This is a genomic window from Lysobacterales bacterium (genome assembly GCA_019634735.1).
In the GTDB taxonomy this organism is placed as follows: Bacteria; Pseudomonadota; Gammaproteobacteria; order Xanthomonadales; family UBA2363; genus Pseudofulvimonas.
In genome coordinates this window covers 39,969-57,755 of sequence record JAHCAT010000016.1, presented here as the reverse complement: position 1 = coordinate 57,755, position 17,787 = coordinate 39,969, and the positions used below count along the sequence as shown (strand labels likewise).

General features: G+C 72.2%; 17 protein-coding genes. 10 read left to right on the top strand and 7 right to left on the bottom strand.

The genetic code is table 11. From position 1 onward, the window contains the following. The first annotated feature begins 38 nt into the window (after positions 1 to 38). The gene (locus tag KF823_14270) at positions 39 to 2,417 is read left to right on the top strand and encodes an ABC transporter permease (protein MBX3727071.1); all 2,379 of its coding nucleotides are present in this window, start codon (positions 39 to 41) and stop codon (positions 2,415 to 2,417) included. A gap of 72 nt (positions 2,418 to 2,489) precedes the next feature. Here the strand turns inward: KF823_14270 and KF823_14265 are convergent, their stop codons facing one another. Continuing rightward, entirely contained in the window at positions 2,490 to 3,392 is a 903-nt protein-coding gene (locus KF823_14265; protein ID MBX3727070.1) for an alpha/beta hydrolase, read from the bottom strand. A gap of 187 nt (positions 3,393 to 3,579) precedes the next feature. Between KF823_14265 and KF823_14260 the strand changes: the two genes are divergently transcribed. Both KF823_14260 and ileS read left to right on the top strand, forming a co-directional pair. After that, positions 3,580 to 4,530 carry a bifunctional riboflavin kinase/FAD synthetase gene (locus KF823_14260; GenBank protein MBX3727069.1) on the top strand — a complete coding sequence of 317 codons (951 nt, stop codon included), beginning with the start codon at positions 3,580 to 3,582 and terminating at the stop codon, positions 4,528 to 4,530. A 50-nt stretch (positions 4,531 to 4,580) separates the two neighbouring features. Continuing rightward, on the top strand, positions 4,581 to 7,463 hold the full coding sequence (gene ileS / locus KF823_14255) for an isoleucine--tRNA ligase (protein ID MBX3727068.1): 2,883 nt from the start codon (positions 4,581 to 4,583) through the stop codon (positions 7,461 to 7,463). Between the two features lie 216 nt (positions 7,464 to 7,679). Here the strand turns inward: ileS and KF823_14250 are convergent, their stop codons facing one another. Then, positions 7,680 to 8,096, bottom strand: coding sequence for a DUF4124 domain-containing protein (locus KF823_14250; protein MBX3727067.1), 417 nt, complete (start codon positions 8,094 to 8,096; stop codon positions 7,680 to 7,682). 70 nt (positions 8,097 to 8,166) lie between these two features. Here KF823_14250 and pssA point away from each other — a divergent pair, with 70 nt between their 5' ends. Genes pssA through rimI form a run of 3 tightly spaced genes read left to right on the top strand, consistent with a single transcriptional unit; the run spans position 8,167 to position 9,919 of the window. Further along, positions 8,167 to 9,045: a CDP-diacylglycerol--serine O-phosphatidyltransferase gene (gene pssA / locus KF823_14245; GenBank protein MBX3727066.1), complete on the top strand. Its 879-nt coding sequence runs from the start codon at positions 8,167 to 8,169 to the stop codon at positions 9,043 to 9,045. Then, positions 9,042 to 9,440, top strand: coding sequence for a hypothetical protein (locus tag KF823_14240; GenBank protein ID MBX3727065.1), 399 nt, complete (start codon positions 9,042 to 9,044; stop codon positions 9,438 to 9,440). Before pssA ends, KF823_14240 begins: the two co-directional genes overlap by 4 nt. Positions 9,441 to 9,445: 5 nt before the next feature. After that, complete coding sequence (gene rimI / locus KF823_14235; GenBank protein ID MBX3727064.1) at positions 9,446 to 9,919, top strand: ribosomal protein S18-alanine N-acetyltransferase; 474 nt, start codon at positions 9,446 to 9,448, stop codon at positions 9,917 to 9,919. Between the two features lie 127 nt (positions 9,920 to 10,046). Here rimI and KF823_14230 read toward each other — a convergent pair whose 3' ends face one another. From KF823_14230 to gshB, 5 genes are all read right to left on the bottom strand, one after another. Beyond that, positions 10,047 to 10,997, bottom strand: coding sequence for an aspartate carbamoyltransferase catalytic subunit (locus KF823_14230; GenBank protein MBX3727063.1), 951 nt, complete (start codon positions 10,995 to 10,997; stop codon positions 10,047 to 10,049). Next, positions 10,994 to 11,476, bottom strand: a complete 483-nt coding sequence (gene ruvX / locus KF823_14225) for a Holliday junction resolvase RuvX (GenBank protein MBX3727062.1) — start codon at positions 11,474 to 11,476, stop codon at positions 10,994 to 10,996. The genes KF823_14230 and ruvX overlap by 4 nt, the downstream gene beginning before the upstream one ends. Before the next feature lie 88 nt (positions 11,477 to 11,564). Next, positions 11,565 to 12,131, bottom strand: a complete 567-nt coding sequence (locus tag KF823_14220; protein MBX3727061.1) for a YqgE/AlgH family protein — start codon at positions 12,129 to 12,131, stop codon at positions 11,565 to 11,567. 128 nt (positions 12,132 to 12,259) lie between these two features. Continuing rightward, complete coding sequence (locus KF823_14215) at positions 12,260 to 13,126, bottom strand: energy transducer TonB (GenBank protein ID MBX3727060.1); 867 nt, start codon at positions 13,124 to 13,126, stop codon at positions 12,260 to 12,262. A gap of 61 nt (positions 13,127 to 13,187) precedes the next feature. Continuing rightward, positions 13,188 to 14,138, bottom strand: coding sequence for a glutathione synthase (gene gshB, locus KF823_14210; GenBank protein MBX3727059.1), 951 nt, complete (start codon positions 14,136 to 14,138; stop codon positions 13,188 to 13,190). 168 nt (positions 14,139 to 14,306) lie between these two features. On the opposite strand from gshB, the gene pilG reads away from it, so the two are divergent. Genes pilG through KF823_14190 form a run of 4 tightly spaced genes read left to right on the top strand, consistent with a single transcriptional unit; the run spans position 14,307 to position 17,786 of the window. Beyond that, positions 14,307 to 14,699, top strand: a complete 393-nt coding sequence (gene pilG, locus KF823_14205; protein MBX3727058.1) for a twitching motility response regulator PilG — start codon at positions 14,307 to 14,309, stop codon at positions 14,697 to 14,699. 31 nt (positions 14,700 to 14,730) lie between these two features. Beyond that, positions 14,731 to 15,096 carry a response regulator gene (locus tag KF823_14200; protein MBX3727057.1) on the top strand — a complete coding sequence of 122 codons (366 nt, stop codon included), beginning with the start codon at positions 14,731 to 14,733 and terminating at the stop codon, positions 15,094 to 15,096. Between the two features lie 11 nt (positions 15,097 to 15,107). Beyond that, positions 15,108 to 15,665 carry a chemotaxis protein CheW gene (locus KF823_14195; protein MBX3727056.1) on the top strand — a complete coding sequence of 186 codons (558 nt, stop codon included), beginning with the start codon at positions 15,108 to 15,110 and terminating at the stop codon, positions 15,663 to 15,665. A gap of 42 nt (positions 15,666 to 15,707) precedes the next feature. Then, positions 15,708 to 17,786: a methyl-accepting chemotaxis protein gene (locus KF823_14190; protein MBX3727055.1), complete on the top strand. Its 2,079-nt coding sequence runs from the start codon at positions 15,708 to 15,710 to the stop codon at positions 17,784 to 17,786. Position 17,787: the final 1 nt, after the last annotated feature.

The following is a 17,787-nucleotide window of genomic DNA, read 5'->3' as shown; positions in this document are numbered from 1 at the left end:
ATCCCCCTTCGTCCCCGCCGCATGCCAGGGGGACGCGCATGAGCGGCGCACTTCGGCAGTCGGCGCGGCGCCTGGCCGCCCGGCCCTGGGCCAGTGCCCTGGCCGTGCTCTGCCTGGCCCTGGGCATCGGTGCGACAACGGGCGTGTTCAGCCTGCTCCAGCCGATGCTGATCGCGCCGTTGCCCTATCCGGAGGCCGGACCCCTCCGGGTGCTGTCCCCGCAGCCCTGGATGCATGTCGGCGTGGTCGCGGAGCTGTCGGCGACGGTGGGTGAGGCGGGCGAGGTGGCCGGCTACCACCCGCGCGCCTACGGCGTGCAGGCGGGCGACCGGCCTTTGGCGGCCGCCGGGGCGGAGGCGACCCCCGGCCTTTTCCGCACGCTCGGCCTGCCGTTGCTGGCCGGTCGGGTCTTCGACGCCAGGGAGGCCGAAGGCGTCGCCGTGCTCGGGCTGGGCCTGGCGCGCCGGCTGTTCGGCGGAGCGGACGATGCCGTTGGTCGGCTCCTGCACGTCGACGGACGCCCGCAACGCATCGTCGGCGTGGTCGGCGACGCCGGGGCCTTGCCCCAGCTCGATGGCGCCGGCCTGTGGCTGCCCCTGGATCCACGCGCCAGGGACGCGGAGGGTGGGCCGACCTGGATGATCCCGCTCGTGCGGTTGCGGGACGGCCTGGCGCCGGCCGCGCTCCAGGCCCGGCTGGACGCGGTGCTGGGACGCCAACGTGCCGAGGGCGTGGACTTTCCGCACGACCACTACCGCTGGCAGGGCCTTCGCGAAGCCCTGGTCGGCGAACACGGCCGGCAACTGCTGATGCTGCAGCTGGCCGTGGTCCTGGTGCTGCTGCTGGCCTGCGGCAATGTCGCCAGCCTGCAGCTTGCGCGGATCGCCGAGCGCAGCGGCGAGCTGGGCCTGCGCCGCGCCCTGGGCGCGACCCGCGCGCGCCTGCTGCGCCAGGTGTTGCTGGATGCCCTGTTGCTGGCGCTGGCCGGGGCCGCGCTGGCCGCGGCCCTGCTGGTCGTGGCGGCCGACCTGCTGGCGGGGTTCCTGCCTGCGGAGCTCGGCAGGCTCGGGCGGCCCCGTCCGGATGCCGCGACGTTGGTCTTCGCATTCGCGCTGGCCGGCCTCAGCGCTGCGCTGTGCGCCGTCCTGCCTGGCCTGCGTGCGGTCCGCGCCGGGCCTGTCGATGCCCTGGCGGCGCCGACGCGCGGCGTGGCGGGCAGGCGCGGCGCAGGCGTCGCCGGCGGTGCCCTGGTCGCCGCCGAAGTCGCGCTGACCCTGGTGCTGCTGGTCGGCGCCGGCCTGCTGCTGCGCAGCGTGCAGGTGCTGTCCGGGCAGCCGCCGGGTTTCCGCAGCGAGGGCGTGGTGACGATTCCCCTGGTCCTGCCGCCGGGCGCCCACGACGGCGTGGCGGCGATGGACGCCGCCTGGCAGACGGTGCTTGCGGCGGTGCGCGAGGTGCCCGGCGTCGACTCGGCGGCCCTGGCGAACCGCGTGCCGCTGGCGCGCGGCGCCACCACCCGGCTGTTCGTGCCGGAGGGCGAGGACGCGCCGCGCACGGCGCAGCACGCGATCGTCAGCGCGGGCTACCTGGACGTGCTGGACATTCCCCTGCTGCGCGGCCGGTTCTTCGATGCCGGCGACCTCGGCGACAGCATGCGGGTGACGGTCGTCGACGCGGCGCTGGCCGCCCAGGTCTGGCCGGGACTGGACCCGGTCGGGCGGCGAATCCGCCTGCTGATCGGCGGCGACGACCATTGGCTGACCGTGGTCGGCGTGGTCGGCGACATCCGCGGCAGCGGCCTGACGCACGCCCCGGCGCCCGGCTTCTACATACCGCACACCCAGCGCCCCGGGGGCGCGGCCTCGCTGGCCGTCGGCCGGCAGGCGGTGATCCTGGTGCGCACCGATGCCAGGGTCGCCGGTCGCGCGGACGCCCTGCGCGAGGCGATCTGGTCCGTGCAGCCGCACCTGCCGGTGCCCGAGGTGACCGGCCTGGACGCCGTGCTCGCCGACAGCCTGGCGCCGCAGCGCTTCAGGGCCGCCATGGTCGGCGCCTTCGCCGGCCTGGCGCTGCTGCTGGCCCTGGCCGGCGTCCACGGCGTGGTCGCCCAGGTGGTCGCGCGCCGGCTGCCCGAGTTCGGCGTTCGCAAGGCGCTGGGCGCCGGTGCCGGCGACCTGCGCCGCATCGTCCTGCGCTGGGCCCTAGTCGCCGGCCTGGCCGGCGCGCTGGTGGGGCTGCTCGCCGCGCTGGCGGGCGCGCGCCTGCTGGCCTCCTGGCTGCATGGCGTCGGCCCCGCCGATCCCTGGGTCGTGCTGGCCGCGCTGGCCGTGCTCCTGCTGGTCGTCCTCGCCGCCGCCCTGGCGCCGGCGCGCCGGGCGGCGCGGATCGATGCGGTGGAGGCGCTTCGGGCGCCTTGAGCGGAGGGGCAGTACCGCAATGGCATCACTCGGGACCCCGCATGCTCCTCCACCCTCCGCGAGACACTTGCCTCAATCCGGAGACGATCGAAGGGGATGGGCGGAACGCTCGGCCTGAGTGGCGAGTGCGGTGAATCGCGTGAGCCAGGCAAGCGTCTCCTCTCCCGCTGACGCCGGCCTCGCCAACCGCAACATCAGGCCCGCGTGGCCAACGTCGGGCACCAGATGCAGCTCGACCGGCACCCCGTGCGCGCGCAGAAGCTTGGCCAGGCGCGTGCTGTTGCCGGGTTCGACCAGGCGGTCGTCGCGGCCGTGCAGCAGCAGGAAGGGCGGCTCGCTGCCGTCCACGTGGGCGATCGGCTGGCTGGCGCGTTGGCGTGCCGGGTCGTCGCCGAACACCTCGCGCAGCGGCCGGCTGCGGATCGGCAGGAAGTCGTAGGGGCCGGCCAGGCCGATCACGCCGCGCAGGTCGGACGGCGACAGGTCGTGGCGTGCCAGGTACTGCGGGTCGGTGGCCAGCAGGGCGGCGATGTGGGCGCCGGCGGAGTGGCCCATGAGCACGATGCGGTCCGGGTCGTAGCCGAGGCTGGAGCCCTGGGCTTTCAGCCAGGCGACGGCGGCGGCGGCGTCTTCCATGAAGGCGGGGAAGGGCGCCTTGCGGTAGTCGGGGATGGCGACCGCCAGGCCGTGGCGCGCCAGGGCCTGGCCGACGAAGGCGTACCAGTGGCGCTCGCCCTGCTGCCAGCTGCCACCGTAGAAGAAGACCACCAGCGATGGTGGACTGGCGCCGGCCTCGGGCAGGTAGAGGTCGAGTGCCAGGTCCTGCCCGGGGGCGAACACCTGGCCGTCGGCCACCTGGTCGGTGGACTTCGGCGCGACCAGGTTGACGCCGGTGAACAGGGCGGGCTGGCAGGCGGCGAGCAGGCCGCTGGCGAGCAGGAGCAGGGCAGGGCGCAGGAAGGGGTGGCGAAGCATTGCGGGAGTCTGGCTGGCCGGGCGTGACGGGGCCGTCGGCTATACTCGTGCGGATGATCCGCCTGCCCTGCCACGGCCCCGTTTCTCACGGGTTCCGCCCGGTTCCTGTCGCCCCTCGCCGGGCCGGCGCGGCGCTCGGCGGACCGGGCTGGCCGGCCGTTGCCGCCCTCGTGGCCGCGGCATGCCGATGACGCGGCTGTTCCGCTCGCTGCCGGTCCAGCCGCCCGATCCGCGCGGCTGCGCGGTGGCGATCGGCGCCTTCGACGGCGTGCACCTGGGCCACCGGCACCTGCTGGCGCGCGCCGCCACGGTCGCCGACGAACGCGGCCTGGCGGCCGTTGCGCTCAGCTTCGAACCGCTGCCGCGCGAGTTCTTCGCGCCGCAGGCGGCGCCGGCGCGGCTGACCCCGGCGCGCACCCGGTTCGAGCTGATGGCGGCGGCGGGCATGGATGCGGTCGGCCTGCTGCGCTTCGACGCGCGCCTGGCGGCGATGCCGGCGACGGCCTTCGTCGACCGGGTGCTGGCCGGTGCCCTGGCGGCGCGCCTTGTCGTGGTCGGGCCCGGTTTCCGGTTCGGCCAGGGTCGGGCCGGCGACATCGGCCTGCTGCGCTCGCGCGGCGAGGCGCTCGGCTTCGCTGTCGAGGAAGCGGCGCTGCGCGCCTGCGCGGACGGCGAGCGGATCAGCGCGACGCGCATTCGCGGCGCCCTCGCCGCCGGCGATTTCGAGGGTGCCGCGGCGATGCTCGGGCGGCCGTACGCGATCGCCGGCAAGGTCGTGCGCGGCCGGCAGCTGGGTCGCAAGCTGGGCTATCCGACCGCCAACCTCCCGGTGCGCTGGCGGCCGGCGGTGACCGGCATCCTGGCGGTGCGCGTGCATGGCGCCGGCCTGGCCGGCTGGCCGGCGGTGGCCAGCCTGGGCACGCGGCCGACCGTCGGCGGCGGCCCGGCGGTGCTGGAGGCGCACCTGTTCGACTTCGACGGCGACCTCTACGGGCGCCGGCTGTCGGTGGAATTCGTCGCCCACCTGCGCGGCGAGCGGCGCTTCGACGATCTGCCCTCGATGGTCGAGCAGATGCACGAGGATGCCCGGCAGGCGCGGGCGGTGCTGGCGGCGCCGGCACTGCGGGCATCGGCATGAACCCCGAATCGGATGCCGCGCGCGCGGGCGCGCGGCCGCAAGGAAACGCGATGAGCCAGGACTACAAGGACACCATCAACCTGCCGGCGACGGCCTTCCCGATGCGCGGCGACCTGCCGGCACGGGAGCCGCAGCGGCTCGCGCACTGGCATGGCAGCGACCTGTACGGGCGCCTGCAGCAGGCCGCCGCCGACCGGCCGCTGTACGTGCTGCACGACGGCCCGCCCTACGCCAACGGCGACATCCACATCGGTCACGCGGTCAACAAGATCCTCAAGGACATGGCGGTGAAGTCGCGGCTGCTGGCCGGTTTCCGCGCCCCCTACGTGCCGGGCTGGGACTGCCACGGCCTGCCGATCGAGGTGGCGGTCGAGAAGAAGCACGGCAAGGTCGGCCAGAAGCTGGACGCGAAGGCCTTCCGCGCCGAGTGCCGCCGCTATGCGCGCGAGCAGATCGACCGCCAGCGCGAGGATTTCAAGCGGCTTGGCGTGCTGGGCACCTGGGAGGCACCGTACCAGACCCTGGACTTCCGCTACGAGGCCGACATGCTGCGGGCCCTGGCCGGTATCGTCGAACGCGGCCACGTGGTGCGCGGCTTCAAGCCGGTGCACTGGTGCTTCGACTGCGGCTCGGCCCTGGCCGAGGCCGAGATCGAGTACATGGACAAGCGCTCGCCGGCGATCGACGTCGCCTACGACGCGGTGGACCCGAAGGCGCTGGCGGCGAAGTTCGGCGTCGCCATCGGTGCCGACGACATCGTCGCCGTGCCGATCTGGACGACGACGCCCTGGACGCTGCCGGCGAGCATGGCGGTGACGCTGGCACCGGACCTCGACTATGCGCTTGTAGAAGGTGCCGGGCGCGACGGCCGGCGCATGCTGCTGGTGCTGGCCGCCGACCTGGTGGAGGCGGTGGCCGGCCGCTACGGCATTGCCGAACCAAACGTGCTGGGGCGCAGTGCGGGCGCCGCGCTCGAGGGCCTGCAGCTGCGCCATCCGTTCCTGGACCGACAGGTCCCGGTGATCCTGGGCGGCCACGTCAGCGCCGAGGAAGGCACCGGCGCCGTGCACACCGCACCCGGCCATGGCGTCGAGGATTTCCAGGTCGGCCAGCAGTACGGCCTGGAGACGCTGAACCCGGTGTCCGGCAACGGCACCTACCTGCCGGACACCCCGCTGTTCGCCGGCCAGCACATCTGGAAGGCCAACGACGCCATCGTCGACGCCCTGCGCGAGCGCGGCGTGCTGCTGGCGCATGCGCAGATCGAGCACAGCTACCCGCACTGCTGGCGGCACAAGACGCCGGTGGCGTTCCGCGCCACGCCGCAGTGGTTCATCTCGATGGACAAGGCCGGCCTGCGCGCCGACGCTCTGGCCGAAATCGCGCGCATCGGCCGGGCGCAGGGCTGGTTCCCGGCCTGGGGCGAGGGCCGGATCCGGGCGATGGTCGAGGGCCGGCCGGACTGGTGCATCTCGCGGCAGCGCACCTGGGGCGTGCCGATCGCCCTGTTCGTCGAGCGCGCTAGCCAGGAACCGCACCCGCGCTCGGCCGAGCTGATGCGGCAGGTCGCCGCCCTGGTCGAGCGCGAGGGCGTCGACGCCTGGTACGACCTCGACCCGGCGAGCCTGCTGGGCGAGGAGGCCGGCCGTTACGAGAAGGTCACCGACATCCTCGACGTCTGGTTCGATTCCGGCGTCAGCCACCACTGCGTGCTCGGCCAGCGCGGCGAGCTGGACCGCGGCGACGGCGCGCCGCCGCGCGCCGACCTGTACCTGGAGGGCTCCGACCAGCACCGCGGCTGGTTCCAGTCCTCGCTGCTCACCGGCGTCGCCCTGCACGGCCGCGCCCCGTACGACCAGGTGCTGACCCACGGCTTCGCGGTCGACGCCCAGGGCCGCAAGATGTCGAAGTCGGTCGGTAACGTGGTGGCGCCGCAGCAGGTCATGAAGGCGCTGGGCGCCGACATCCTGCGCCTGTGGGTGGCCTCCACCGACTACCGCAACGAGATGTCGGTGTCCGACGAGATCCTCAAGCGCGTCGCCGACGGCTACCGGCGCATGCGCAACACCCTGCGCTTCCTGCTCGGCAACCTGGATGGATTCGACCCGGCCGTGCACGCGCTGCCGGACGGCGAGCTGCTGCTGCTCGACCGCTGGGCGCTGGACCAGGCGCGCCGGGTGCAGGAGGCGGTGGTCGCCGCCTACGGACGCTACGAGTTCCTGGAGGTCGTGCAGCGCGTGCAGTCGTTCTGCAGCAACGAGCTGGGTGCGCTGTACCTGGACATGACCAAGGACCGGCTCTACACGATGCCGGCCGGCAGCCGCGGCCGGCGCAGCGCGCAGACCGCGATGTACCACATCGCCGAGGCCATGCTGCGCTGGCTGGCGCCGGTGCTCAGCTTCAGCGCCGAGGAGGCCTGGCAGGCGATGCCCGGCGAGCGCCCGGATTCGCCGCTGTTCGCGACCTGGTACCAGAACCTGCCGGCGCTCGGCACGGACGCGCCGCTGGCGGAGGTGGACTTCGCCACCCTCCTGGCACTGCGTGCCGGTACCGCCCGGGTGCTGGAGACGATGCGCGCCGCAGGCACCATCGGAGCGTCGCTGGATGCCGAGGTCACCCTCTATCTCGAGCCGTCCCTGGCCGAGCGCCTGGCGCCGGTGGCGGACGAGCTGCGCTTCTTCTTCATCACGTCGGCACTGGACGTGCAGCCGCTGGACCAGGCTCCCGGCGGCAGCGAGGCCCTGGCGCTGGCCACGGGCAGCCAGGCACGGATCGCGGCGCGCGCCAGCGAGCACGCCAAGTGCATTCGCTGCTGGCACCACCGGCCGGATGTCGGTGCCGTCGCCGATCATCCCGAGCTGTGCGGACGCTGCGTCGGCAATGTCGAGGCAGTCCGCACCGGCGCCGCCGGCGAGGACCGGCGCTGGTTCTGAAGACGGGCCCATCGGCGGACTGCTGGCCGCCGCGGGAGGATCGGCAGGCCCGCCAACGATGGTTGGGCGGCCTTCCCGCCGGCTGCTTCCGGCAGCAGGGTGCGGAGCAGGGGCGCGCGCCAGGGTTGTCGAGAAGACCGGCGCGCTACCTGCGGCCCGGGAGGCAGGGCCAGCCGCGAGAGGCCGGCCGCCAGGTCCTCGCCGGGGAAGTCGGACTCAGCCGTCGCCTTCGCGGCAGAGCAGGTTCACCTGGCTTTCCGCACGTGCCAGCTCGGCGGCCTTTTCTTCCGCGGTCAATTCTTCGGGCACGCCGTCGCCGTCCTTGTCCAGCATCACCGTGGTCATGTTGCGCAGGGTCGTGCGGTTGGCACGGGCCTGCTCGCAGGCCGCCTGGCGTTGCTGCGGCGTGTACAGCAGGTCGACTTCCTCGCGGGTCATGCCACGCGGCTGGATGTCGACCAGGGTGGACTGGGTGGCACCGCGCAGCACCAGGCGCTCGGCATTGACCGACTCGTCGGGCGGCGAGTCGGTGAAATGGACGGTGCCGTCCTTGTCGATCCATTTGTAGACCTGCTGGGCGCCGACCGGCAGGGCGGCGGCGAGCAGGGCGGCAGCGAGCAGCATTCGGCGCATGGCCAGATTCCCCTGTGGCAACAGGGGCCTAGCATGGCGCAAGCGGCCGGTGATGGCTACTGGCCGATGAATGCCGGGACCCGGGGGGGGGCGGGGCCGGCGCCCGGCCGCCCGGCTACACTGTCGGCCAGGGTGCCCGGCCGGGTGCCGAGCGAAGGAGCATGGCCCGCGCATGCGTCGAGGCGTCTACCTGCTGCCCAACCTGTTCACCACCGGAGGCCTGTTCGCCGGCTTCTACGCCATCGTGGCCGCCATCCACGCACGCCCGGTGGAGGCCGCCGTGGCGGTGCTGGTGGCTGGCCTGCTGGATGGCCTGGATGGCCGCATCGCCCGGCTGACCAATACCCAGAGCGAGTTCGGCACCCAGTACGACTCGCTGTCCGACCTGGTCAGCTTCGGGCTGGCGCCGGCCCTGCTGATGTACACGTGGTCGCTGTCGACCCTGCGCGACTGGGGCAACTTCGCCGGTAAGGCCGGCTTTGCCGCCGCCTTCCTGTACGCCGCCTGCGCCGCGCTCCGGCTGGCACGCTTCAATACCCAGGTCGGCGTTGCCGACAAGCGCTTCTTCCAGGGGCTGGCCAGCCCGGCAGCGGCCGGACTGGTGGTCAGTTTCGTGTGGACCTGCCGGGAGTTCGAGCTGTCCGGCGCCGACGTCGCCTGGCCGGCGCTGGGCGTGATGACTGCCGCGGCGGTCCTCATGGTCAGCAACTTCCGCTACTACAGCTTCAAGACGCTCAAGGTCAACGACCGCGTGCCCTTTCTCTGGGCGCTGGCGCTGCTGGGCGTATTCGTGTTGCTGGCGATCGACCTGCCGCGGCACATGTTCATCCTGGTCGCCATCTACGTGGCGTCCGGGCCGATCTACACGGTCTGGAACCTGCGTCGCAGCCGTCGCAGCCGGCGCGAGCAGCTGAGGCCGCCCGCCGAGGGCGGCGAGGAAGCGCCTTGAGCCTGCCCCGGTCGCGGACGCTGGCCGCGCTCGGCCTGGAGCGCTGGCGCCTGCGCAGCCGGGTGGCGGTTGGCGACCCGGCGCCGCAGCGGCACGCAGGTCCGGTCGCCGACCTCGCCGGTACGGTGCCGGCGACCGCGCCGTCGCCTGCGCGGACGCTGTCGGGGCTCCAGGTTCACGCGCCCGGTGCGAACGCACCGCCAGCGGACGGCGTGGAGGCGGCGGTCTGGCGGCAGGTGTTGGCCTGGCTGTCGGTGCCGGCCACGGGCATCGAGTTCGTCCCCGCCCCCAACCCGGGGGTCGTCGACCTGCCCCCGCCTTCCCGCTGGTCCAGTGCCGAAGGCAAGCGCGCGCTCTGGCTCGCCCTGAAGGCATTTGCCGCTCCGAGGGCCTGACGCACATGGTTGCCGCCCGGTCCGCACTGCCCGTCCTCCGGGCCATGACCGAAAGCGACGTCGACGCGGTGATGGCGATCGAACTGGCCGCCTATGCCTTCCCCTGGACGCCGGGGATCTTCGCCGACTGCCTGCGCGCCGGCTACCGCGCCTGGCTTGTCGAGCGCGCCGGCATGGTGTGCGCCTACGGACTGCTGTCCGCAGCCGCCGGGGAGGCGCATGTGCTCAACGTCTGCGTCGATCCCGGCCAGCGCCGTACCGGCCTGGCGCGGGTGCTGATGGCCCGGTTGCTCGATGATGCCCGGACCCTGGGCGCGCAACGGGTGTTCCTGGAGGTGCGGCCCAGCAACATCGGCGCGGTGGCCCTGTACGACGCCCTGGGCTTCCACCTGGTCAGTCGCAGGCCGAACTACTACCCGGCCGAGCATGGACGCGAGGACGCGCTGGTGATGGCCATGGAGCTGCTGCCGCCCGAATGAAGGCGGCGGGCCGTCCGCCGCACGTGGCTGCCGGCCTCGGGGTGCGCCGCGCGTCAGCCCGGAAATCCAGCCAGGCCGCTGCTGCTGTGGCCGATCCCTGCGCTACGACGCGATCCCGTCGGCCCCGCTACGCATCTTTGGTCCCCACCCCGGCCAGCAAGGTCTCAAGCACCGCCATCCGCACGGCGACGCCGTTGCCGACCTGCGCCAGGATCACGGACTGCGGACCATCCGCCACGTCCGAGGCGATCTCGACACCGCGGTTGATCGGCCCGGGGTGCATGACGATGGCGTGCGGCGCGGCCAGCGCCAGGCGCGTCGCGGTCAGTCCCCACTGGGCGTGGAAGCTGTCCGGGTCCGGGCTGCCGCCCTCGGTCATGCGCTCGCGCTGGACGCGCAGCGCCATCACCACGTCGGCGCCCTCCAGCGCCGGCGCAAGGGTCTCGTAGCGTTCCACCGCCGGGTCTTCCAGGTCCTCGGCATGCAGGGCGGCGGGGGCTGCGACGCGCAGCCGGCGGACTCCGAGCAGACGAAGCAACTTGAGGTTGGAGCGGGCCACCCGCGAATGCCGGATGTCGCCGACCACGGTCACGGTCAGTGCCGACCACTCGCCCAGGCGCTGGCGGATGGTCAGGGCGTCGAGCAGGGCCTGGGTCGGGTGCGCCCGTTTCCCGCTGCCGGCGTTCACCAGGGGAACCGCCGAACCGATCGCGGCGGCCAGCGACGCCACCGCGTCATCGTCGGCATGGCGCACCACGAACGCGTCCGTGCCCATGGCGCGCAAAGTGCGCCAGGTGTCCAGCAGCGTCTCGCCCTTGGCGGCGGACGAGGTATGGGCGTGGAAGTCGACGACCTCGGCGCCCAGCCTGCGCGCGGCCAGGGCGAACGACACGCGGGTTCGCGTGGAGTTCTCGAAGAACAGGTTGACCACGGTGCGGTCTGCCAGGGACCGGAGCGGCGGCGCGCGGCCGCCGGCGACCTCGCGCAGCGCCTGCGCGCGGTCGAGCAGGGCCACGGCGGTGGCGCGATCGAGGTCGTCGATGTCGGTCAGTTGGCGCAGGGCAGCGGTGGGGCTCATGGATACTCGTTCGGGTGGGGCGGCGCGGCCGGCAGCCAGGCGCCTGGGTCGTCGTAGAAACGTTGGATCAGGACGGCCGCGGCGTCGGCGTCCAGCAGTTCGGCGGCGCCACGCCGCAGGCGGCCCTCGCTGCGCGCCACCGCGAAGCGGCGGGCCGCCTCCTGCGAGCTGTTGCGCTCGTCGACCTCCAGGACCGGCAGGCCGAAGCGGGCGCGCAGCGCCCGGGCGAAGCCGCGCGCCAGCGCACTGGCCGGCTGCTCGGCGCCGTCCAGGGTCAGTGGCCGCCCGACCAGCAGGGCCTGCGGACGCCAGGTCTTCAGCAACGGCGCGACCAGGTCCAGGGCGCGTGCATGCGAGGGGTTGTCGACCACCGCCAGGCGCCGGCCATCGCCCGTGAAACGCTGGCCCACCGCGACGCCGATCCGTCGGGTGCCGACATCGAAGGCCAGCACGGTCTCGGGGATGTCGTGCGCAGTCATGGCTCAGGGATCGGCCGAGCGCGTACCGCCGCGTGCGGCCTGCGACGGCGCCCCGGTCACCGGGTGCCGGCCAGGGTGCCCGGGCGGCTCAGGCGTGGCCGGCATAGCCGGTCAGCCGGCCGGGGTCGACGCCGAGCTGTCGCGCAGCGGCCTGCCAGCGTTCTGCCAGGGGCAGTTCGAACAGGAGGTCGTTGCGGCAGGGCACGGTGAGCCAGGCGTTGGCGAGCAGTTCCTGCTCGAGCTGGCCGGCCGACCAGCCGGCGTAGCCCAGGGCGAACAACCAGGGTCCTGCCAGGCTGTCGTCGGCGACCGCCGCCAGGATGTCGCGCGAGGTGGTCAGCACCAGGCCGTCGCCGATTTCGAGGCTGGAATCCCATTCGCGCCCGCCGCTGCAATGCAGCACGAAGCCGCGCTCTGGATGCACCGGGCCGCCGGCCAGCACAGGGCGGTCGCCGGTGCTGGCTGGGTAATCCCTGAGTCCCAGCTCGTCGAGAATGTCGCCCAGCCGCATCCCCGAGGTCCGGTTCACCACCAGGCCAAGCGCGCCGTTGGCGTCGTGCTGGCACAGGTAGGTGACACCCCGTTCGAAGCTGGCATCCGCCATGGCCGGCATCGCCACCAGCAGCTGCCCGGTCAGGTAGGGTCCATTCGACATGGCGTCATTGTACGACCAGCGGGGCAGGCCGCCCCTCGGCGTGGCGGCCCGGCGCATCCGGACGGCGCGGCCGGGCAGGCAGTGTTTTCCGCGGCTGCCGCCCGCATTCCCGACCGGGTCGGACCGGCTCAGCGGTGCCTGAGCACATCGCCGGGAAGGAACTGCCAGGTCCGGGTGATGTGCAGGATGTCCGCGCGGCGGTTCGGGTTGGGATGGTCCGGAAGCGGATTGAAGGGCGCGGACAGGCGGACGATCTGCCTGGCCGCCTCGTCGAGGATGCGGTGGCCGCTGGACTGGACGATCTCGATGCTCTCGACGCTGCCGTCCCGCCAGATCGCGACGGTGAGAATCAGGTTGCCATGCACCTGCTGTTCGCGCGCCTCGCTCGGATAGTTCAGGTTGCCGACCCGCTCGACCCTGGCCACCCAGGCGCGCATGTAGGCGGCATAGTGGTCGGCGCGGGTCTGGGCGGAGATGAAGTGGCGCAGCGGCCGGCGCGCGTAGCGCTGGTCGAGTTCGGCGCGCTCGGCGGCGAGGCGGGCCTGCTCCAGGCGCAGGCGCTGCAGCTCATCGTCCTCGGGCAGCGGCAGGTCGATGCGCTCGTTGGGCCGGGTCGCCGGCGCTTGCTCGGTGCGCACGGCGCGCGTCGCGACCACGGGCGCGGGTCGCTGGTCGGCGACCCGCGGCGCGCTCTGCCGGCGCTCGAGCTCGGCGGTGCCTTCCACCGGGACGTTCACCGGCGAGCTGGCGGTGGCGCTGGGCCTGGCCTTTTCCTCGAGGGTGCCGCCGCCCTCCTGGTTGGCCTGCGCGAGGAAGTCGGCCTGGTCGGGCGCCTGTTGCGTGGAGCTGGCCACCAGCATGACGTCCAGGGTCGGCGTCGCGGGCGGCGGCCTGGGCGCGGTGAAACCGACGCCGAGCAGGACCACGGCATGGACGATGCCGCTGAACAGCACGGTCAGTGTCAGGCGTTCGCTGCCGTCGCCGCCGCCGGTCATGGCAGGGACCCTGTTCCGGCCTGGCAGCCGGCGATTGCGCGCGGCGCGAACCCGGGCAAGCTCATCGGCTGCGCCGCGACTCGAGCGCGTCCATCAGCAGGGCGGCGATGTTGAGGCCGCATTGCGCATCGAGTTCGCGCACGCCGGTCGGGCTGGTCACGTTGACCTCGGTCAGCCAGTCGCCGATCACGTCCAGGCCCACGAACAGCAGGCCGCGCCGGACCAGCTCCGGGGCGACCTGGTCGACGATCCAGCGGTCGCGGTCGGAAAGCGGCCTGGCCTCGCCCCGCCCGCCGCGCGCTAGGTTGCCGCGGAAGTCGCTGCCCTGGGGGATGCGGGCAAGGCAGAAGGGCACCGCCCTGCCATCGACGACCAGGATGCGCTTGTCGCCCTGGTCGATCTCGGGCAGCCAGCGTTGGGCCATGGCCAGGCTCCGGCCGCCCTCGGTCAAGGTTTCCAGGATCACGTTCAGGTTGGGGTCGCCGGCCTGGGCCCGGAACACCCCGCGACCGCCCATGCCGTCCAGGGGCTTCAGGACCGCCAGGCCCTGCGTCTCCACGAAATCCAGCAGCACCGCCGGGTCGCGGGCGACCCGGGTCGGCGGGCAGCACTGCGGGAAATGCAGGGCGAAAAGCTTCTCGTTGGCGTCGCGCAGGGATTGTGGCCGGTTGACCACGGCCACCCCCTCCCGTTCGGCCAGGTCGGCCAGCAGGGTGTCGTAGAGGTACTCGCGGTCGAAGGGCGGGTCCTTGCGCAGCAGCAGGACGTCCATGCTGGCCAGTTCCAGCCACTGCGGGTCGCCGAGTGTGAACCAGTTCGCGGAATCCTCGCGAACGGCCAGCGGCGCCATCCGGGCCCGGGGCGCGGCACCGTCGCAGGCCAGGTCGCCCTGCTCCAGGTAGTAGAGCCGGTGGCCGCGGCGGGCGGCCTCCAGGAGCATCGCGAAGGTGGTGTCCTTGACCGGCTTGATGGCCCGGATCGGATCCATCAGCACGGCGATGGCGAGCGGCATGGCGTCGGTGTCGGAGCGTGGCGGAATCGGCCGGAAGGATAACATTCGTTACAGAGCGCCCGGATTGCTTGACACCAGCAGGGAAGGGCCTTAAACAGCCCGTGACGCCGCGTTGCCGTGGCGATCGACAGGGGATTTCAGAACGTGGATCAGGCGCCGGCGACAGGCATGGACAACAGCGGCAGCATTGCCGGGCTGAAAGTGATGGTGATCGACGATTCCCGGACCATCCGGCGATCGGCGGAAACCCTCCTCAAGAACGAGGGGTGCGAGGTCATCACCGCCAACGACGGATTCGAGGCGCTGGCCAAGATCACCGACTACCAGCCCCACATCATCTTCGTGGACATCATGATGCCGCGCCTGGACGGCTACCAGACCTGCGCGCTCATCAAGAACAACCAGATCTATCGCTCGACGCCGGTGATCATGCTGTCGTCGAAGGATGGCCTGTTCGACAAGGCCAGGGGCCGCATAGTCGGCTCCGAGGAATATCTCACCAAGCCGTTCACGCGGGACGAGTTGCTCGGTGCGATCCGCCGCAACGTCGACCGCGGCTGATACCAGGTACAGGGACGTCAAGGAGTTCCCCGTGGCACACATCCTCATCATCGACGACTCGCCGACCGAGACCCAGATCTACCGGGGCATTCTCGAGAAGCACGGCCACCAGGTGACCTCGGCTGGCCATGCCGAAGAAGGCATCGCGGCCGCCAAGCGGGAGCATCCCGACCTCATCCTCATGGATGTGGTGATGCCCGGCATGAACGGCTTCCAGGCCACCCGCAGCCTGAGCAAGGATCCGGAGACCTCGGCCATCCCGGTCATCATCCTCAGCAGCAAGAGCATGGAGACCGACCGCATCTGGGGGCTGCGCCAGGGCGCGCGCGACTACCTGGTCAAGCCGGCCCGGGAGAATGACCTGATCGAGCGCGTCAACGCCGCGCTCGGCGGCTAGGGACGGTCGCCATGGCAGGGGAGGTGACCACCACCGCCTACGCGCTGCTGCTCGATTACGAGCGGCGGGCGCTCGAGCATCGCGCAGAGGCGCCGGCCTCGCAGCAGGCCGGGCCGCAGCTGTGGCGTGGCCTGAGCTTTTCGGTGCAGGGCATCGAGACGGTGTCGGCGATCGGCGAGATCGCCGAGATCCTGGTGCCGCCTTCGCTGACCTTCGTCCCGGGCGCCCAGCCATGGCTGCGCGGCATCGCCAATCTGCGCGGCACCCTGCTGACCGTGGTCGACCTGGGCCATTTCCTGTTCGATGCCCCGACACCTTACGACGATCGCAACCGCGTGCTGGTGGTTCGCCAGCGCGGCACCGCGGCGACCGGACTGCTGGTAGACGCGGTGCTCGGCCAGCGCGCCTTCGACGAGGCCGCGGCGGTGGTCGCCGAGGACGTGATCGATCCGCGCATGCTCGCCTATGTTCCCTATGCATTTGCCGATGGCGCCGGTGAGCGCTTCTGGCCGGTGCTTTCCCTGCCGACCCTGCTCCGGGCGCAGGCCTTTCTCGACGCGGCGGCCTGACCCGGGCCGGCGTGGACAACATGTTCTGGGAGGAACTCCGTCATGGCTAGCTCCAAAGCAAGGACGCCCGGCTCGCGCTCCAGCGGATTCAGGTTCTGGGCTGCGCTGCTGATCATCGCCCTGGCCGTATTCGTCGCCAATTTCTGGCTCGGCCAGCAGCTGACGGCCACGGTCTCGGGCGCCACCGCCAACGCCAGCCGGTTGCAGGTGACCTCGTTGCGCGTCGCCGGCTATGCCGAGCGCGCCGCACGCGGCAACGAGGTGGCCTTCGAGGAACTCAACACCGCCCTGAACACCGGAACCAGCACCCTCGCCGAACTTGACGCGGTGCGCGGACAGGGCGATGGCCAGGTCGGCCAGAGCCAGGACACCCTGGCCACCGCGTGGGGTGCCCTGAGCGGCGCCGCCCGCCAGGTGCTCGAGCGCCGCCAGTCGGTGCTCGATGCCACGCAGGCCGCGCAGACCCTCCAGGAAGGCCTGCCGATCGTGCAGCAGCGCATGAACGACGTGGTCCGCGCCCTTGCCGAGCGCGGCAGCGCACAGCAGGTGTTCGTGGCATCCAACCAGCTGCTCCTGATCGACCGGATGCTCCGGCGCACCGGCGACGTGCTGAACGCCAACCGCGGCGTGGACGCCGCCGCCGAAGGTGTCGGCCGCGACGGCACCATCTTCGGCCAGGTCGTCGAAGCCCTGCTCAACGGCAACGCCGACCTCGGCATCCGCCCGGTCGACATCGCCGCCGCCCGCGCCGGCCTGGCCGAGGCGACCCAGGCCTGGGAACAGCTCGCGCCCAGCCTGGTGGCGCTGTCCGCGGGTGCCGCCAGCATCGGTGCAGCGCGGAACGCCGCCGAGAGCGCGCGCATCGAGAGCGAGAACATGCTGCTGGCCGGCAACCAGCACGGCCGCGTCTGGGAGGAGTCGGCGGCGCGCCGGCCGTTCCCCAACCTGCTGTGGGGCTTCGCCTCGGGCCTGTTGGCCCTGATCTCGCTGATCGGCCTGGGCCTGTCGTTCTGGGCCACGGAGCGGCGCCGCTTCCAGGAGACCAACGAGCTCAACCAGCGAAACCAGGAGGCGATCCTGCGCCTGCTCGACGAAATGGGCTCGCTGGCGGACGGCGACCTGACCGTGCAGGCGACCGTGACCGAGGACATCACCGGCGCCATCGCCGACTCGATGAACTACACCGTTGAACAGCTGCGCAGCCTGGTCGGCACCCTGACCACGACGTCGTCGCAGGTCGCCGAATCGTCGCAGGAGACCCTGGACACTGCGGCGCGCCTGGCGCAGTCGGCCGAGCAGCAGGCCCGCCAGGTCGGCGCGGCCACCCAGTCGGTGACCGAGATGGCGCGCTCGATCGCCGCGGTGTCGGATAACGCCTCGCGTTCCGCGGAGGTCGCGCAACGCTCGGTGAGCATCGCCACGGAGGGCGCCCAGGTGGTCCGCGAGACGATCGCCGGCATGGACGCAATTCGCGAGCAGATCCAGGAAACATCCAAGCGAATCAAGCGTCTGGGCGAATCCTCGCAGGAAATCGGTGCGATCGTCGAGCTGATCAACGACATCGCCGAGCAGACCAACATCCTGGCGCTCAACGCGGCCATCCAGGCGGCCTCGGCCGGTGAGGCCGGTCGCGGTTTCGCGGTGGTCGCCGACGAAGTCCAGCGACTGGCGGAACGCGCCGGTAACGCCACCCGACGCATCGAAACCCTGGTGCAGACCATTCAGAGCGACACCAACGAGGCGGTCGGTTCGATGGAGCAGACCACCGCCGGCGTGGTGCACGGTGCCCGCCTGGCGGAGAACGCCGGCCGCGCCCTGAACCAGATCGAAAACGTCTCGCAGGAGCTGGCGCAGCTGATCTCCCAGATTTCCGAGGCCTCCCAGCAGCAGTCGCGAGGCGCCTCGGAGATCGCTGGCACCATGGACGCGATCCGCGGATTCACCGACGACACCGCGACCGGCGCCAACCGCACCGCGCGTTCGGTCGGCAAGCTTGCCGAATTGGCAGCCGGCCTGCGCCGCTCGGTCGCCGACTTCAAGCTGCCCACGGAACTGCCCGACGAGATCGACGGGGCCTACGATGCCGACATGGTGTCGGTCCCTGACGACTCCGCCGACTGAC

What these genes read in the sequence shown, in the direction of transcription:
- pilG (MBX3727058.1), top strand. Translation starts at nt 14,307, where the DNA reads ATGGACAACAGCGGCAGCATTGCCGGGCTGAAAGTGATGGTGATCGAC.
- pssA (MBX3727066.1), top strand. Translation starts at nt 8,167, where the DNA reads ATGCCGGGACCCGGGGGGGGGCGGGGCCGGCGCCCGGCCGCCCGGCTA.
- KF823_14220 (MBX3727061.1), bottom strand. Translation starts at nt 12,131, where the DNA reads ATGTCGAATGGACCCTACCTGACCGGGCAGCTGCTGGTGGCGATGCCG.
- KF823_14230 (MBX3727063.1), bottom strand. Translation starts at nt 10,997, where the DNA reads ATGAGCCCCACCGCTGCCCTGCGCCAACTGACCGACATCGACGACCTC.
- KF823_14265 (MBX3727070.1), bottom strand. Translation starts at nt 3,392, where the DNA reads ATGCTTCGCCACCCCTTCCTGCGCCCTGCCCTGCTCCTGCTCGCCAGC.
- ileS (MBX3727068.1), top strand. Translation starts at nt 4,581, where the DNA reads ATGAGCCAGGACTACAAGGACACCATCAACCTGCCGGCGACGGCCTTC.
- rimI (MBX3727064.1), top strand. Translation starts at nt 9,446, where the DNA reads ATGGTTGCCGCCCGGTCCGCACTGCCCGTCCTCCGGGCCATGACCGAA.
- KF823_14215 (MBX3727060.1), bottom strand. Translation starts at nt 13,126, where the DNA reads ATGACCGGCGGCGGCGACGGCAGCGAACGCCTGACACTGACCGTGCTG.
- KF823_14260 (MBX3727069.1), top strand. Translation starts at nt 3,580, where the DNA reads ATGACGCGGCTGTTCCGCTCGCTGCCGGTCCAGCCGCCCGATCCGCGC.
- KF823_14195 (MBX3727056.1), top strand. Translation starts at nt 15,108, where the DNA reads ATGGCAGGGGAGGTGACCACCACCGCCTACGCGCTGCTGCTCGATTAC.
- ruvX (MBX3727062.1), bottom strand. Translation starts at nt 11,476, where the DNA reads ATGACTGCGCACGACATCCCCGAGACCGTGCTGGCCTTCGATGTCGGC.
- KF823_14190 (MBX3727055.1), top strand. Translation starts at nt 15,708, where the DNA reads ATGGCTAGCTCCAAAGCAAGGACGCCCGGCTCGCGCTCCAGCGGATTC.
- KF823_14270 (MBX3727071.1), top strand. Translation starts at nt 39, where the DNA reads ATGAGCGGCGCACTTCGGCAGTCGGCGCGGCGCCTGGCCGCCCGGCCC.
- gshB (MBX3727059.1), bottom strand. Translation starts at nt 14,138, where the DNA reads ATGCCGCTCGCCATCGCCGTGCTGATGGATCCGATCCGGGCCATCAAG.
- KF823_14250 (MBX3727067.1), bottom strand. Translation starts at nt 8,096, where the DNA reads ATGCGCCGAATGCTGCTCGCTGCCGCCCTGCTCGCCGCCGCCCTGCCG.